General features: G+C 68.3%; 15 protein-coding genes. 2 read left to right on the top strand and 13 right to left on the bottom strand.

Annotation, left to right across the window (positions count from 1 at the left end):
- Positions 1-9: 9 nt before the first annotated feature.
- The 7 genes from ehuC to AAC979_RS12420 form a co-directional block, all read right to left on the bottom strand.
- Complete coding sequence (ehuC, locus tag AAC979_RS12450; RefSeq protein WP_371347199.1) at positions 10-675, bottom strand: ectoine/hydroxyectoine ABC transporter permease subunit EhuC; 666 nt, start codon at positions 673-675, stop codon at positions 10-12.
- A 90-nt stretch (positions 676-765) separates the two neighbouring features.
- Positions 766-1,617, bottom strand: coding sequence for an ectoine/hydroxyectoine ABC transporter substrate-binding protein EhuB (gene ehuB / locus AAC979_RS12445; RefSeq protein ID WP_371347198.1), 852 nt, complete (start codon positions 1,615-1,617; stop codon positions 766-768).
- Positions 1,618-1,697: 80 nt separating this feature from the next.
- A complete protein-coding gene (gene doeB / locus AAC979_RS12440; protein WP_371347197.1) occupies positions 1,698-2,708 on the bottom strand; it encodes a N(2)-acetyl-L-2,4-diaminobutanoate deacetylase DoeB in 1,011 nt (336 codons plus the stop codon).
- Between the two features lie 5 nt (positions 2,709-2,713).
- Positions 2,714-3,892, bottom strand: coding sequence for an ectoine hydrolase DoeA (doeA, locus tag AAC979_RS12435; RefSeq protein WP_371347196.1), 1,179 nt, complete (start codon positions 3,890-3,892; stop codon positions 2,714-2,716).
- Entirely contained in the window at positions 3,889-4,902 is a 1,014-nt protein-coding gene (gene eutC, locus AAC979_RS12430; protein WP_371347195.1) for an ectoine utilization protein EutC, read from the bottom strand. Before eutC ends, doeA begins: the two co-directional genes overlap by 4 nt.
- Positions 4,899-5,918, bottom strand: a complete 1,020-nt coding sequence (gene eutB / locus AAC979_RS12425; protein WP_371347194.1) for a hydroxyectoine utilization dehydratase EutB — start codon at positions 5,916-5,918, stop codon at positions 4,899-4,901. Before eutB ends, eutC begins: the two co-directional genes overlap by 4 nt.
- A 173-nt stretch (positions 5,919-6,091) precedes the next feature.
- Positions 6,092-7,546, bottom strand: a complete 1,455-nt coding sequence (locus tag AAC979_RS12420; RefSeq protein WP_371347193.1) for a PLP-dependent aminotransferase family protein — start codon at positions 7,544-7,546, stop codon at positions 6,092-6,094.
- Between the two features lie 60 nt (positions 7,547-7,606).
- Here AAC979_RS12420 and AAC979_RS12415 point away from each other — a divergent pair, with 60 nt between their 5' ends.
- Positions 7,607-8,056 carry an Lrp/AsnC family transcriptional regulator gene (locus AAC979_RS12415; RefSeq protein ID WP_371347192.1) on the top strand — a complete coding sequence of 150 codons (450 nt, stop codon included), beginning with the start codon at positions 7,607-7,609 and terminating at the stop codon, positions 8,054-8,056.
- Between the two features lie 122 nt (positions 8,057-8,178).
- Here AAC979_RS12415 and AAC979_RS12410 read toward each other — a convergent pair whose 3' ends face one another.
- Genes AAC979_RS12410 through coxB form a run of 3 tightly spaced genes read right to left on the bottom strand, consistent with a single transcriptional unit; the run spans position 8,179 to position 11,728 of the window.
- Positions 8,179-8,517 (bottom strand): hypothetical protein, encoded by a 339-nt coding sequence (locus AAC979_RS12410; protein ID WP_371347191.1) that lies wholly within the window; start codon positions 8,515-8,517, stop codon positions 8,179-8,181.
- Entirely contained in the window at positions 8,514-11,018 is a 2,505-nt protein-coding gene (ctaD, locus tag AAC979_RS12405; RefSeq protein ID WP_371347190.1) for a cytochrome c oxidase subunit I, read from the bottom strand. Before ctaD ends, AAC979_RS12410 begins: the two co-directional genes overlap by 4 nt.
- Before the next feature lie 29 nt (positions 11,019-11,047).
- Positions 11,048-11,728: a cytochrome c oxidase subunit II gene (coxB, locus tag AAC979_RS12400; protein ID WP_371347189.1), complete on the bottom strand. Its 681-nt coding sequence runs from the start codon at positions 11,726-11,728 to the stop codon at positions 11,048-11,050.
- Positions 11,729-11,740: 12 nt separating this feature from the next.
- On the opposite strand from coxB, the gene AAC979_RS12395 reads away from it, so the two are divergent.
- Positions 11,741-12,244, top strand: a complete 504-nt coding sequence (locus tag AAC979_RS12395) for a DUF2231 domain-containing protein (RefSeq protein WP_371347188.1) — start codon at positions 11,741-11,743, stop codon at positions 12,242-12,244.
- Here AAC979_RS12395 and AAC979_RS12390 read toward each other — a convergent pair.
- From AAC979_RS12390 to AAC979_RS12380, 3 genes are all read right to left on the bottom strand, one after another.
- The gene (locus AAC979_RS12390) at positions 12,211-12,717 is read right to left on the bottom strand and encodes a CopD family protein (RefSeq protein ID WP_371347187.1); all 507 of its coding nucleotides are present in this window, start codon (positions 12,715-12,717) and stop codon (positions 12,211-12,213) included. The two genes, AAC979_RS12395 and AAC979_RS12390, sit on opposite strands and share 34 nt — an antisense overlap.
- Positions 12,717-13,427 (bottom strand): cytochrome c oxidase assembly protein, encoded by a 711-nt coding sequence (locus AAC979_RS12385; protein ID WP_371347186.1) that lies wholly within the window; start codon positions 13,425-13,427, stop codon positions 12,717-12,719. Before AAC979_RS12385 ends, AAC979_RS12390 begins: the two co-directional genes overlap by 1 nt.
- Before the next feature lie 156 nt (positions 13,428-13,583).
- Positions 13,584-15,866, bottom strand: a complete 2,283-nt coding sequence (locus AAC979_RS12380) for an FdhF/YdeP family oxidoreductase (RefSeq protein ID WP_371347185.1) — start codon at positions 15,864-15,866, stop codon at positions 13,584-13,586.
- Positions 15,867-15,935: the final 69 nt, after the last annotated feature.

The following is a 15,935-nucleotide window of genomic DNA, read 5'->3' as shown; positions in this document are numbered from 1 at the left end:
GCGCCGCCCTCACGAATGCGCCGCGCGCGGGAAGGCCGCGCCGCGCCGGGCGAGCCGCTCGATCAGACGCATCGCCAGCATCAACACCAGTGACATGGCGAAATAGCCGAGCAGCGTCAGCGTGTAGACGCCGGCGCTGTCGAGGGTGAGGTTGCGGATCGACTGGGCGCGGAAGGTGAGGTCGGCAATCGAGATCAGCGAGACCAGCGACGACAGCTTCAGCGTCTCGATGGCGAGATTGCCGAAGGCCGGCAACATCTCGATGATCGCTTGCGGCAGGGTGACGTGAACGAGCGTGTGCAGCCGTCCGAAGTTCAGCGCCCGTGCCGCCTCGTGCTGCTGCACCGAGACGGAGGCCAGCGCGCCGCGCACGATTTCCGAACCATAGGCGCCTACATGCAGGGCCAGCACCAATATGCCGGTCGCCACCGGCTCGAAGCTGATGCCGACGAGTGGCAGCGCGTAGTAGAACCAGAAAAGCTGCACCAGCAGCGAGGTGCCGCGGAAAAGCTCCGTATAGCACAGAGCGAGCGCCGAGACGGCGCGTCCGCCCTCAACCCGGGCGATGCCGGCGACGAAGGCGAGCAATGCGCCGATGGCGATCGCCGCCAGCGTGATCCACGCGGTGACGAAGGCACCCTGCGCCAGCGAGGGCAGATAGGAGACCCACTGCATCGTCAGTTCCCGGTTTGAGCGGCGGAAAGCGCCAGCCCTCCGCCACGGCGTCGCCGTGGACGGAGGGACGCGCCTTGCGGGATGCGCGGGCTACTTGCCGGCGCAGAGATCGGCGACCTTGCGGTCGGCCGCCGCCTTGATGCTCTCCGGGGAGAGGCCATAGCCGGCCAGGATATTCTTGTACTCGTCCGTGGTTCGGAATTCGACCAGCGCGGCGTTGAACGCCTCGTAAAGGTCCTTGTCTTCCGGCCGGAAGGCGAAGCCGCCGAAATTGCGCACCGGCTTGCCATCGACCACCGGGTCGGTGAAGGGCGCCGCCTGCTCGACGCCGTCCTGGCCCTTGGCGAGCGCGGCGACGGTGAGTTCGGTGGCGGCATAGGCGTCGGCGCGGTTCTTCACGGTGGCGAGCGCATCGGCATTGGCGGTGATGAAGATCACCTGCTCGTCCTTCACGCCGACGGCGCGCAGGAAGTCGATATTATTGGCGCCGGACACCACGGCGACAGTGAGCGAGGGATCCTTGGCGATGTCGGCATAGGTGTGCAGCTTCTTCGGGTTGCCCTTCTTCACCAGCAACCCTTCGCCATAGGAGGAGTTCGGCTCGGTGAAGGCGACCTGCTTGCAGCGCTCCGGCGAGATGTTCTGCTCGGCGGCGACGAAGTCGAAGCGCTTGGCCTTGAGGCCGGGAATGAGCGTGCCGAAGGGCGTCACCGTCCAGGTGACATCGGTGATGCCCATCTTCTTGAGCACGGCATTGGCGACATCCGGGCCGATGCCGGCCGAGGTGCCGTCATCCTTCATGTAGGAATAGGGCACCTCATTGGCGGTGGCGGCGCGGATGTAGCCCTGGTCCTTCACGTCCTTGAGCGTGGTCGCGCCGGCAATGGAGAGGCCACCGGCGAAGGCGAGGGCGGAAAGCCCGGCGATCTTGAGAAACGACATGTTTTTCTCCTCTGGTCGGTTTGGAGCGGAAGGCGGTGCGCCGTGAGCCGGCGTGCTGTTGGGCCGTGCGGCCGGTTCGATCAGGCGTCCGTCACCACGGCGAGGACGGAAAGACAGTCGCCGGCCTTGATCAGGCCGGGAACATGGCGGGCGGCGAGCACGCCATCCATGGCGGCGCGGTACTCCGCCGGCGCTTCGCCGGTGCGGCCAACGGGATAGATGCGGGCGATGAGGTCGCCCTGCCGCACCGTCGCGCCGAGATCGACGGCGAAGGCGATCAGCCCGTCATCGCCAGCGAAGGCGAAGCAGTCGGCGGATGGCATGTCGAGCCAGCGCGTCGGCGCGTGCTCCGGTTCTCCCGCCACGATGCCGGCATGCCGGAGCAGATTGGCGACGCCGCGCCTTGCGATGCCGATGCTGGTGGCGCTCGCCGTGCCGGCGCCGCCGAGTTCGGTGGTGACGAACACCTTGCCCATGCTCTCTACCGTGGTGTCGAGCATGCCGACCGCGTCGATCTCCAGCATCTTCATCGAATAGGGAGCGGAGAACGCCGCGACGGCGGCGAAGCAGCGCGCCTCCTGCGCCTTGTCCGGCAATTCGTGCGCGGCGGCATAGGGCAGGAAGTCCAGCGTCTTGCCGCCGGAATGAAAATCCAGCACCACATCGGCCAGCGGCACGAGATGGCGGCTGACGAAATCGGCGATCTTCTCCGTCACCGTGCCGTCCGGCCGTCCGGGAAAGCTGCGGTTGAGATTGCCGCGGTCGATGGGTGAAGTGCGTGTACCGGCCCGGAAAGCGGGATAGTTCAGCGCCGGCACGATGATGACGCGCCCCTGAATGTCATCGGGCCGCAGTGTGCGCGCCAGCTCGAACAGGGCGGCCGGGCCCTCATATTCGTCGCCATGATTGGCGCCGGTCAGCAGCGCGGTCGGGCCCTCGCCATGGGCGATGACGCAGACCGGGATCATCACCGACCCCCAGGCGCTGTCGTCGCGGCTGTAGGGCAGGCGCAGATGGCCGTGCTGGACTCCTTGGGCGGTGAAATCCACCGTCGGCGTGATCGGGGAGGGACGGGGCGTGAGCGACAGCATCGCGATCAGCCCTTCACAAAGAGCTGGCGCGGCACGTTGGACAGGCATTCATGCCCGGCCTCGGTGATGGCGATGCTCTCGGTGATTTCCAGCCCCATGTCTTCCAGCCACAGGCCGGTCATGAAATGGAAGGTCATGCCGGGCTTCAATTCGGTGCGGTCGCCGGGGCGCAGGCTCATGGTGCGCTCGCCCCAATCCGGGGGATAGCTCAGCCCGATCGGGTAGCCGGTGCGGTTGTCCTTGATGATCCCGTATTTCTTCAGCACCGCGAAGAAGGCGTTGGCGATGTCCTCGCAGGTGTTGCCCGGCCTGGCGGCGGCGAGACCGGCCTCCATTCCTTCCAGCGTTGCCTTTTCGGCGTCGAGAAAGGCCTGTGTCGGCGTGCCGAGAAAGACGGTGCGCGAGAGCGGGCAGTGGTAGCGCTTATAGGCGCCCGCGATCTCAAAGAAGGTGCCTTCCCCGGACCGCATCGGCTTGTCGTCCCAGGTGAGATGCGGGGCGGAGGCGTCCGCGCCCGAGGGCAGCAGCGGCACGATGGCGGGATAGTCGCCGCCGAACTCGGCCGTGCCGCGAATGCCGGCATCGTAGATTTCGGCCACGAGATCGCATTTGCGCATGCCGGGCTCGACCACCTCGACGATGCGCTTGTGCATCAGCTCGACGATGCGGCCGGCCTTGCGCATATAGTCGAGTTCGGTCGGGCTCTTGACCGCGCGCTGCCAGTTCACCAGCCCGCCTGCATCGTGGAAGCGGGCATTGGGCAGGTGCTTGACCAGCGAGGCGAAAGCGGCGGCGGAGAAGTAGTAATTATCCATCTCGACCGCGATGGAGCCCTTGTGCCAGCGGCGATCCGCGATGATCTGCGACAGCAGGTCCATTGGGTGGCGCTCGGTCGACTGCACGTAATGGTCGGGATAGCCGATGATGTTGTCGTGCGCGAGATAGGCGGTGCGCTTGGCGCCATTGGCGTCCTGCTTGCGCCCATACCAGATCGGTTCACCTGTCGGCGGCACCAGCACGCACTGGTGGACGTAGAACGACCAACCATCATAGCCGGTGAGCCAGTGCATGTTGGACGGATCGGTGACGACCAGCAGGTCGAGGCCGGCCCTGTCCATCGCCGCGCGGGTCTTGGCGAGGCGTTCGGCATATTCCTCGCGGGTGAAGTTGAGGGTGACGGTCACGCGATGTCTCCGGCTGCGGCCTTGGTGTCGATGGCGCGCCCAGCTCCGGCGGCGCGCGCGCGGGCGAGGGCGAGATTGGCGATGGCGGTGTCCTGAACGCCGGTGCCGGTGAGATCGGCCAGCGTGATCTCGTCGGGGCGGACGCGGCCGGGCCGCGTGCCGGCGATGACCTCGCCGAGTTCGGCGAAGTTCTTATCTTCGCTGACGATTCCGGCAGCGATGGCGTGGTGGAGTTCGCCCAGGCGCCGCGTCTGGCTCAGCCGGTCGGCGATATAGGTGACGCGGGTGAAGGCGGCGGGGTCGATCTCGTTTTTGTGCTCGCTGTCGGCGCCCATGGCGGTGACGTGCTGGCCCGGTTCCAGCCATGCGGCCTCAAGGACCGGACGCTCCGAGGGAGTGGTGGTGACGACGATGTCGGCGCCACGCAGCGCGGCTTCCGGGGCGGCCATGGCGGCGACGGGGAAGCCGAGATGGGCCGAGAGATCGTCCGCCGTCGCGGCGGCCTTGGCCGGGTCGCGCGCCCAGATCCGCGCCTCGCGGATCGGCCGGACCAGTGTGAGCGCTTCCAGTTGCAGGCGCGCCTGAACGCCCGCGCCGAGGATCGCGGCGACCGACGAGTCGGGGCGGGAGAGATGGCGGGCGGCGACCGCACCGGCGGCGGCGGTGCGCACATCGGTGAGATAGCCATTGTCCAGAAACAGCGCATCGACCAGACCGGTGTGGGTGCTGAGGAGGACGATGAGGCCATTCAGGCTCGGGAGACCGAGAAGCGGGTTGTCGAAAAAGCCGGGGCTGATCTTGATGGCGAAGCCGTCGAGCCCGGGCACATAGGCGGTCTTCACATCCACCTCGCCGCGATGCTCGGGGATGTCGAGACGCAGGATCGGCGGCATGGCGACGGGCTTGGTCGCCAGCGCGGCGAAGGCGGCTTCCACGCAGTCGACGGCGCTGGTGTCGAGCCGCAATATGGGGCGCAGATCGGTTTCGGTCAGGACGAGCATGCGGCTCATGCGGGCGCTCCGTTGACGAGGCGGCGGTGCCGGTCGGGGTCGATATTGCCGCCGGAGAGGATGAGGGCGGTGGGCCCCTCCGGGCGGACCTTGCCGGCGCGCAGGGCGGCGATGCCCACGGCGCCGGCGCCCTCCACCGTTTCGCCCTCGGCCGTCGCGGCATGGCGGATGCCGGCGGCGATCTCGTCCTCGGTGACGAGGACGACCTGATCGAGCAGGGCGCGGCAGAGTGGGAAGCTGTAGCGATTGGCGAGGCCGATGCCGCCGCCGAGCGAATCCGCCAGCGTCTCCTCCTCCACCACCTCGACCGGGTGGCCGGCTTTGAGCGAGGCGGCCATGGCGGCGCCCTTTTCCATCGACACGCCGATGATGCGGGCGTTCGGGCGCAGGGTCTTGACCGCGAGCGCAATGCCGGCGGCCAGCCCGCCCCCCGACAGCGGCACCAGCACCGCCGCCAGGTCCGGCAGGTCGGCGACGATTTCGAGGCCGATCGTGCCCTGGCCGGCGATCACCTCGGCATGGTCGAAGGGCGGGATGGCGGTGAGGCCGCGCTCATTCACGAGCCGCTCCACCTCGACCTGGGCGTCGTCCTGCGAGCGGCCGACGATCCGCACCTCGGCGCCGAGCGCGCGCACCGCCTCCACCTTGTTCGCCGGCACCAGGGCCGACATGCACACCACCGCCGGCACGCCGGCCTCGCGCGCGGCATAGGCGACGGCGCGGCCGTGATTGCCGGTCGAGGCGGTCACCAGCCCGCGCCGGCGCGCGGCATCATCAAGCGCCAGCAGCGCGTTCATCGCCCCGCGCAGCTTGAAGGCGCCGACCGGCTGGCGGGTCTCCAGCTTGAGATGCACCGGTACGCCGCAGAGCTGCGTCAGCGCGGGCGAGGCGAGGAGCGGCGTGCGCGTCACCCGGCCGGCGATGCGGCCCGCCGCCGCCTCGACAGCCGCGAACGCGACGGGCAGGTCGGGCACTCCGGAACCGGAAGCGGGGACATTGGCGGCGGGCTGCGACATGAACTGAAATTCCCTCTCACTTGTGATGGTGAGAGGCATCAAAAATCATGTCAATTATTATATTGTAATGATCCAATCATCCTCGCGGCCGTCGGTCGCGGAACGCCGCGCACGCGGCCGCAGGTCACGGAACGCCGGGCACCCCGACCGATGGCACCCCAACTCATGGTGCCTCAGCCGATGGCGCCGATGTCGAAGACAGGGGGCAGTTGCTCGAAGGTCTGGCGCACCGTGGTCAGCGCCTGGGCCAGCGTGGCGGGCGAGAAATGGCCGCCAAGGCAGATGCGGATGCCGCCGCCATGATTGCTGCCGGCGATGAACGGATCGGATGGCGTCACCGCCACCCGCCGCTCCGCCAGCGAGCGCACCAGCCCGTCCTCGGTCCAGTGCGGCGGCACGTTCAGCCAGGCGCAGAGCGACAGCGGGTGGGTGGAGGCGACGTGCGGCCCGAGCAGGCGCGCCACCAGCGCCTGTCGCGCCTGCGCTTCCTCCCGCTGCACGGCGAGCAGGCGCTGCGCCGTGCCGTCCTCGATCCAGCGGGCGGCGATCTCGGCCAGAAGATAGGAACCGCTCCAGCTCGTGACGCGCAGGATCGACGCGGCGCGGATGAAATAATGGGGCGGCACGACGAGATAGCCGACCCGCAGCCCGGTCAGCACGGCCTTGGTGAAGCTGGTGACGAAGAAGCCGAGATCCGGCACCATCTGGCTGATCGCGGGTAGCGGCGTGTCGACCAGCGGCTTGTAGACCTCGTCCTCGATCACGAATACGCCGTATCGCCGGGCAATGGCGGCAAGGGCCTCGCGCCGGACCGCACCGGCGACATGGCTGGTCGGGTTGTTCAGCGTCGGGATCAGCACCAGGGCGCGCGGGCTGCCGGCGAGGCACGCCGCCTCGAACGCCTCCGGCAGCACGCCTTCCTCGTCGGTCGGCAGCCCCTTCAGGCTGAAGCCGAGCACATTGGCGAGGCCGATCACGCCGTGGTCGGTGAGGTTTTCGGTCAGCACCACATCGCCGGCGCGCACGATGCAACTCAGTGCCAGAAACAGCCCATGCGCGGCGCCATTGGTGACGAGGATGCGCTCGATGCCGGCCTCGACGCCCAACGGCGCCAGCCATGCCCGCGCCGCCTCCCGGTGCGGATCGAGCCCGGCAATGGGCCTGCAACTGCTGAGAAAAGCGTCATTATCGGCACCGGCCAGCGCCGCCAGCACGGCCCGCGACGCCTGCTCATGCGCCTTGGTGTAGACTCCGCGCACGATGGAGAGATCCACAGCCTCATCGGGGTTGCGGTCCAGCATCAGCCGCCCGGCGCGCTCGGTGACGCGCGCCCTGACGAAGGTGCCACGACCGATCTCGCCGGAGAGATAGCCCAGCCGCTCCGCCTCGCGGTAGCTCAGGCTCACTGTCTGCACCGACAGGCCGAGATCGCGGGCGAGATCGCGATGCGTCGGCATCCGGTCCATCGGCTTCAGCACGCCCGAATCGATGTCGGCGATGATGCGTTCCGTCAGCGCCGCATGCTTGGTCTGGCCCTTGGCCTTGGTGAGGCGGGGGCGCCAGTCCACGCTCTTGCCCGTTCCCGCGCCGGCAGGTGCCGCGGCCGGAGCGTCGACTTGACGAAGCATGGAATTGTCTCGTTCTTAGGGAGTGACATTCATGACATTATGCACGCGCGGTCGCGAAAGATGAAGCTCGATGCCATTGATCACCGGATTCTCGCGGCGCTGCGCCGCGACGGACGGATCACCAAGCTGAAGCTGGCGCAGGAGGCGCACCTCTCGCCCGCCGCCTGCTGGGAGCGGCTGCGTCGGCTGGAAACCGCCGGCGTCATCAAGGGCTATACCGCCATCATCGACCTCGGCGCCGAGGAGCCGCGCACCACCGTCATTGTCGAGATCAGCCTGCAGGGCCATCAACAGGCGGATTTCCGCCGCTTCGAGGAGGCGGTGGCACGCGAGCCGGCGATCGTCGCCTGCGACGCCACCGGCGGCGGCATCGACTATATGCTGCGGGTGGTGGTGCCCGACATTGACAGTTATCAGCGCCTCATCGACCGGCTTCTGGAGGAGGAGGTCGGGATAGCGCGCTATTTCAGCTATGTCGTGACCAAGAACGTGAAGCGGGGGCCGGGCTAGGTCATTTCACTGTTTCACGGAAACGGTGAAATGATCTCGTTCCTCGTTTGGTCGCGTTTTCTTCAGGCGAACCGGTGTCCACTTCGCTCGAAAACGCTCTGGCGGGCACCAGATGGCGCGACTCAGAGCGCGTTCCCGTCGCAGCTCGTCGCCACCAGCACCGGCGCCAGGGTGAACAGCGTGGCGACGAGGCCGATCCACAGCCCGAGCCGGGGAAGCGCGGCGTGCGGGCCGAGGGCCGTGCGTGCCCGTGCCAGCAGGACGAGGCAGGCCAGCGCTCCGGCAAGGCCGGTTGCCGCGATGGCGAGGCGGTGAAGGCTGAGCGGGCCGAGCGCGACGCCCGGCCAGCCGAGTTCGCAGCCCAGCCCGTGCAGCCCATAAGCAAGGGTGAAGGATGCCGCCCAGAGCGTCGGGCCGGCGATCAGCCAGCCGAGCCAGGCCATGCCGCCGACGCGCCTCACGACGCGGTCTCCTGCGCCCAGAGCGCCGCCGCCGCGAGGGCCGCTGCGGCGCAGCTGTAGCCTTGCCAGAGCCCGGCATTGCGCAGCGCGCCGCTGGCTCCCGGGATGAGTTCGCCCCGCCGGGCCTGATCGGCGGCGAAGGCGCTGAACAGGGCAGCCAGTGCGATGTGCAGGCCGACATAGGCGATGAGCGCGGCGCGCACGGCGTCGGCGGCATGGCGGGTGGGGTCGGGAAGCTGCCAGAGCGCCAGCGCCACCAGGGTGGCCAGCGCCAGCAGATTGGCGAGCAGCGCGCCGAGCGGAACCACCCCCGCCCCCCGGCCGGCCTCCGCCCGCGCCAGCGTCCAATGGTGCGCGAGGGCGCCGATGGCCAGCAGGGCGATGATGGCGCCCGCCATCACCGGCACCGTTCCGTCGGCGTCCCAGACCGGACGGGGCGGGCCGGGCGAGACCAGAGCGAGAAAGGCCACGCCGAACAGCAGCGAGGCGAAGAAGGTGCCGTTGGCGAACAGCAGGGCGGCGAGTCCGCTGCGCGTCAGTGTGGACCCATCTGCCGGCCGCACCGGCAGGGCGAGCCCTGGGGCGACCTCCACCGGGGTGACGTCTGCCGGCGCCGCCAAGCGCCGTGCCCATATCCAGATCAACCCGGCAACCGGGATCAGCGCGACGGGAGCGAAGGCATAGAGCCCCGCCAGCATCAGCAGCACGAAAGCGCAGATGGCGAGCGCCACCAGCAGCGGCAGGCCGGTATTGATCGGCAGCACCGCGACGTGCTCCGGCCGAGCCGCCCCGACCGAGGTGACGAGGATTTCACGCCGGCCGCGCGGGGCGCCGGGCAGCAGGCCCTCGCCGCGCGCCAGCTTCAGCATCGCGGCGGCGCCCGCCTGCTGCAGCTCGGCGCCGGGCAGGGAAGCGAAATTGTAATTGGGCGGCGGCAGCGGCAGCGCCCAATCCAGCGAGGGCGCGTTCCACGGGTTGCGCACGCTGCGCTTGCCGAGCCCGGCCTGCAGCATCAGGTCGATGGCGAACAGCGCGAAGCCGATGGTCATGACGAAGCCGGAAAAGGAGGAGGACAGGTTCAGCAGCGTCCATTCGGGATTGTCGGGATAGGCGGGGATGCGGCGCGCCATGCCCATCAGCCCGGTGAGATGCATGAGAAAGAAGGTGCCGTGAAAGCCGAACAGGATGAGCGCGAATGCCGCCTCGCCCAGCCCCCTGATGCGGCGGCGCCCGCTCATCAGCGGCATCCACCATGTTGCGGCCGCCAGCATGGGGAAGACGAAGCCGCCGATCAGCACGTAATGCAGATGCGCGGTCACAAAAGCGGTGTCGTGCGCCTGCCAGTTGAACGGCACCACCGCCAGCATGACGCCGGTCAGCCCGCCCATGACGAAGGTGAAGAAGAAGCCCAGAATATACAGCATCGGCAGCTTCAGCTCCGGCCGGCCGCGCCACATCGTGCCGATCCAGGCGAAGATCTGCACGGCGGTGGGCACCGCCACCAGCATCGAGGCGGCGGAGAAGAAGGCTAGCGCCAGATGTGGGATGCCGACCGTGAACATGTGGTGCACCCACAGGCCGAAGCTGAGGAACACCATGCCGAGAATGGCGGCGACGATGGCGCCATAGCCGACGATTGTCGTGCGGCAGAGCACCGGAATGACGGTAGAGAGCACGCCCGCCGCCGGCAGGAAGATGATGTAGACTTCCGGGTGGCCGAACAGCCAGAACAAATGCTGCCATAGCAGCGGATCGCCGCCGCGCGCGGGATCGAAGAACGGCCAGCCGAAGGCGCGCTCCAGCTCCAGCAGCACCGAGCCGAGAATGAGCGGGGGAAAGCCCGCCAGCATCATCGCCGCCGTGCCCAGCATGTACCAGGCGAAAAGCGGCATCTGTGTCAGCTTCATGCCCGGCGCGCGCAGGCGCAGGATCGATACCATCAGTTCGATCGCCGCCGACAGCGCGGAGATTTCGACGAAGGTGACGCCGAGCAGCCAGACATCGGCGCTGATGCCCGGCGAATAGGTCTTGCCCGAGAGCGGCGTGTACATGAACCAGCCATCGCCCGGGGCGACGCCGGCGAGGAGGGCGGCGATGAGAATGGCGCCGCCGAGCAGATAGCACCAATAGCCCAGCGCCGAGAGCCGGGGAAAGGCGAGGTCGCGCGTGCCGAGCATCTTCGGCAGGAGATACATCGCCAGCCCCTCCAGCATCGGGATGGCGAACAGAAACATCATGATGCTGCCATGCATCGTGAAGATCTGGTTGTAGAGCGCGGTGTCGAGAAAGGCCCCGTCGGGGGTCGCCAGCTGCGCCCGGATCAGCATCGCCAGCAGGCCGCCAATGCCGAAGAACACGAAGGCCGTCACCATGAAGCGCAGGCCGACCGTGCTGTGGCTGACGGCGGTGATCTGCCCCCACAGGCCCGGCGCGTTGCGCCAGACGCGGTCGAGTTCGCGGTGCAGGGCGAGCGCGCGGCGCGGCGGGTTGGCGGGCGTCATCGCAGGCTCCGGCGGTGAGGAGGGCGTGATCATTGGAGCGAGCCCTCCGGCGACACGGGTGGCCACTGGGCCGGATCATGCGCGATCACCTCGAAGCGCATGCTGGCGTGTTCCAGGCCGCAGAATTCGGCGCACTGCCCCTCATAGGTGCCGGGCTGCGCCGCCTCGATGCGCAGCCGGTTCTCGCGGCCGGGAATGGCGTCCATCTTGCCGCCGAGCTGCGGCACCCAGAAGGAATGGATCACATCCTGCGAGGTGATGAGCACATCGACCGGCTGGCCGGCCGGTATGTGCAGCACGCCCTCCGCCCGCACCGGGCCATCGGCACCGGGATGGGTGAAGCTCCAGGACCATTGCCGCGCATGGGCGCGCACTTCCAGCGCCGGCCCATGCGGCAGGATGCGCTCACCGACCCACAGCGCGGCGGCGAGGGTGAGGCTGAGCACGCCGAGCGCGAACCACACGCCCATGCCGAACACCCAGCGGCCCTCGCGCACCTCGCGGGGCCGGCCGAAGCCCAGCGCCAGCAGCACGAATACCAGCATCGTCAGCGCCGTCGCGCCGGCCAGAAGCCCCCACCACAGACTGGCAATGTCCTGCGCGACCGGCCCCGCCGGGCTCAGTGTCGAAAGCGGGCCCCGGCATCCCGCCACGGCGAGCGGAACCGTGGCGAGGGCTGCGCACTTCACCCGGGAGACCGGCCGCCACATGAAGGGAACCCGATGGATACGCGCCCCGACCTGTTCGACCCGTTGGAAGAGCGGCGAGCCCTTGCGGATACGGAATCGAAAATCGCGATTGCCGGCCATCCGCTGCACGCCATGCTCGTCACCTTTCCCATCGCGCTCTCCTTCAGCACGCTGGGCGGCGATCTGCTGTATTGGTGGACCGGCAGCAGCTTCTGGTCGCATGTCTCGGCCTATGCGGTGTTCGGCGCCTTCGCGATCGGAGTGCTGGCGGGCATCACCGGCACGGCGGAACTTCTGATGGTGCGCGGCATCCGCAACCGTTCCGCAAGCTGGACGCATTTCATCCTCGCGGTGATGCTGCTCTCGCTGATCGGTACCAACTGGATCATCCGCATCGGCGACCCTGACGGCGCGGTGCTGCCGGTGGGACTGGCCCTCTCGGTGGTGATGGCGGGGATGACGGCCCTGACCGGCTGGCATGGCGGTAAACTCGTCTTCGACTATCAAATCGGCACCAGATCGGCCGGCAGCGGCTGATGTTGCGGCGTGGTCAGCACCGGCGGCAGCGTCTCGATCAGCGGCTGCAGGTCGGGCTTGGCCAGCACGAAATAGAGCACCGCTCCCATGCAGATGAGGCTGGCCGGAAGGGCGGCGATGGCGTGCGGCATCTGATAGGAGCCGCGCCCTTCCGACGCCTCGACGGTGAGATGGCCGAGCCAGGCATGGGCGAGCACCATGCCCGCGACCGCGACCAGCTTGGCCACCAGCCAGGGCTGGGTGATCCCCACGGCGAAAATCAGCCCCGTGCCGGCGACGATGGCAAGGATGGCGGCCGGGGTGACGATGCGTGTATAGGCGGCGTGCATCAGCAGCCGGAACTCGGTGAAGCCCGCCTGGGTGCGCACTTCCTCGCGCCGGCCGTAGATCTGCAGCACCAGTGGCAGGGCGATAAGCCCGGCGCACCACAGGCTGAGGGCAGCGATGTGCACCGCCTTAAGCAGGGCGATCATCAAAGGCTCGCCTCGCGCCAGCCGCGGCGCAGCAGCAGCGCACCGAGCCAGGCGAGCGGCAGCATGCCCGGCACCCACATGACGAGCCCCGCCAGTTGCTGGTCGGCCAGCGCGCTCAGGCCATAGCCGGCGGTGACGCCGAGGTGCTGGGCGTAGAGCGGGTGAGGAGCGAAGGTGAGAATGGCGCCGATCAGCCCCATCTGCCCCGCCAGCGCCAGCAGGAGGCCGGTGGAGGCCAGCCGCTCGGCCGGCTTGCCGGCATGGAAAATCTGCGACCAGAAGGCGACGGCCGAGCCGAGCAGGCCCGCCTGCATCAGCCAATAGACCGTGTGGCTGTTCCAGGCGAGCGTATAGGCGGCGGGCAGATGCCAGAGCCACAGAAAGGCGGAGAGGCCGACAAAGCCGAGCGGCCGCGCCAAAGGCAGGCGGCGCGGCCAAGCCAGCGCCAGCGCCGGGGCGGCGAGGAGCACCAGCACGAGATGATGCAGTCCGCGCGCGGTAAACAGCGCCACGGTCAGCGCGCAGAGCGGCGAGACGAAGGCGAGGAACAGCGCCGCCGCCGCCAGCAGCGCCGGGCCGCGCGGCACATCGCGACCAAGGGCGGCGAGAAGCAGCGGCGCCGCGCATAGGGCGAGGGGGAGCGGAGCGACATTCCATGCCGCCCAAAGGTTTTCCGGAGCGGGGCCGCAATAGGGAACGATCGGATCCATTGCGGCCTCCTTCACGTCAGGGTTGATCGGCACGCCGGCCCGCTTTCCGACCGAACAGACTCGCTGGCGCGTGGTAGCGGGAGACGCACCTCTGGCCTAACGCTTCGCCCCGCCTCGGGTTCCGGCGCGACAGGGCCTCCGGTTTTCGTTGAGTGATCAGGCCGGACGTATCCGCACCGGCACCGATTTCGCCGCCGGCGTCTTGCTGCCCTCGGCATGGTGCCAGAGCGGGATCAATGCGTTGCATTCGGGGAAATAGGCGGCGCAGGTGCCGGGCGGCAGGTCGTAGTCGATCACCTGAAAGCCGCCCATGGCGCGGTGGATGCCGTCATCGACCGCGGTCACCAGTTCGGCCCTGCCGTCCTCGGCGAGGCCGAGGCGGATGCGGTCGTCGCGGTTCATCATCACCACCATGCGTGAGCCATGAATGCCGCGCAGCCGGTCGGCATAGCCATAGACCGTGGTGTTGAACTGGTCGTTGGAACGCAGCGTGACCAGGCGCAGCACATCCGCGTCGCGGCCATCGTCGAAGCTGGCGGACAGTGCCTTGGGCACCTGGAAATTGGCCTTTCCGTTTTCCGTCTCCCACCGGCGCTCGCGCGCCGCCACCGGGCGCGGGAAGCCGCCGGGCGTGTCGAGGCGTGCGTTGAAATCATGGAAATCCTCGGGGAAGCTGGCGGCGATGGCTTCGCGCACCCGCGCATAGTCCTCGACCCAGCGGTCCCATGGCACGCGCGGATTGGGCGGCAGCGTCGCCTTGGCGATCCCGGCGACGATGCGCGGCTCCGACAGCAGCGTGTCGGCCGCCGGCTCGAACCTGCCGCGCGAGGCGTGAATGCAGGTGGTGGAGTCCTCCATCGTCACCACCTGCGGCCCGGTGGCCTGCCGGTCGATCTCCGAGCGGACGAGGGTGGGGAGCAGATAGGTCGTCTTCGCCGTCACCAGATGGCTGCGGTTCAGCTTGGTGGCGATCTGCACCGAGAGGTCGAGATCTCGCCACTTCTGCTCCATCAGCTCCCGCTCGGGGATAGCGCGAACGAAATTGCCGCCAAGGCCGATGAAGGCACGCACGCGCCCGGCGATGATCGCCTCGCAGGCTTCCACCGTGTTCATGCCGTCCGCCCGTGGCGGCTCGAAGCCGAACTGGGCGGCGAGGCGGTCGAGCGGCACGAGTTCGGTCTTCTCGGCGATGCCGACGGTGCGCTGGCCCTGCACATTGGAATGGCCGCGCACCGGGCAGATGCCGGCGCCCGGCCGGCCAATATGGCCGCCCATCAGCAGCAGGTTGACCAGTGTCTGCACCGTGTCGACGCCGAGCCGGTGCTGGGTCAGGCCCATGCCGTAAATGCCGATCACGGCCCGCGCCTGCGAGAAGGTGAGGGCGGCGGCCTCCAGCTCGGCCTGGGCGAGACCGGATGCGAGCTCGATCTCGTCCCAGCCTGTCGCCCGCACCATGGCCTCGAAGGCGGAAAAGCCATGCGTGTGCTCGGCGATGAAGGCGGCGTCGAGCACGCGCGCCCCGCCGGTGGCCTGCGCTTCGTCATCCAGCGCGAGGAGCGCCTTGGCCATGCCGACCATGGCGGCGATGTCGCCGCCGGCGCGCACCTGGTAATATTGGGTGGCGATGGCGGTCGGCTGGTTGGTGAGCATCTGGCCGGGCCGCTGCGGATTGACGAATTCCTCCCAGCCCTTCTCGCGCAAGGGATTGAACACCACCACCGGCACGTCGCGCTCGCGCGCTTCCTGAAGCTGGTGCAGCATGCGCGGGGAATTGGTGCCGACATTCTGGCCGAAGGAGAAGATGCAGTCGGTCTGCGCGAAATCCTCCAGCAGCACGGTGCCGACAGGGGTGCCGAGCGTCGGCGGCAGCGCCACCGAGGTGGTCTCATGGCACATGTTCGAACTGTCGGGCAGGTTGTTGGTGCCGTAGAGCCGGGCGAGAAGCTGGTACATATAGGAGGTTTCGAGCGACGCCCGGCCCGAGGCATAGAACACCGCCTCGTCCGGCTGGTAGCCGCGCAGCTTCTGCCCGATGCCTGCGAAGGCCTCCTCCCATGACACCTCGACATAGTGATCGAGGCTGGCGTCGTAGCGCATGGGATGGGTGAGGCGGCCCTCATTCTCCAGATCGTAATCCGACCATCCCAGCAGTTCCGAGACGCTGTGCCGGGCGAAGAATTCCGGCGTCGTGCGCCGGGAGGTCACGTCCCAGAAGGTCGCCTTGGCGCCGTTCTCGCAGAATTCCGCCGCATGCGGTCGCGCCGGCTTCGCCCAGGCGCAGCTCGTGCACATATAGCCGCCGGCCTTGTTGTGGTCCTTCATCAGCGTAGCGAGGGCGGAGACGGCGTGCTGCTCGGTGGAATGCTTGAGAAGTGACTTGGCCGAACCCCAGCCACCGACGGGTTGATCATAGGCTTCGTGCTCGGCGCGTTCGGTCATCTCGGTCTCCCTGGCTGTGAGACGCTAATGGCCGGATGGCGCAACGGTTCCGGTGCCGCCGCCGAAGCG

It is taken from the genome of Ancylobacter sp. IITR112 (genome assembly GCF_041415945.1).
In the GTDB taxonomy this organism is placed as follows: Bacteria; Pseudomonadota; Alphaproteobacteria; order Rhizobiales; family Xanthobacteraceae; genus Ancylobacter.
Note: the sequence above shows the minus strand (reverse complement) of the source record. Positions and strands in the feature narration are given on the sequence as shown.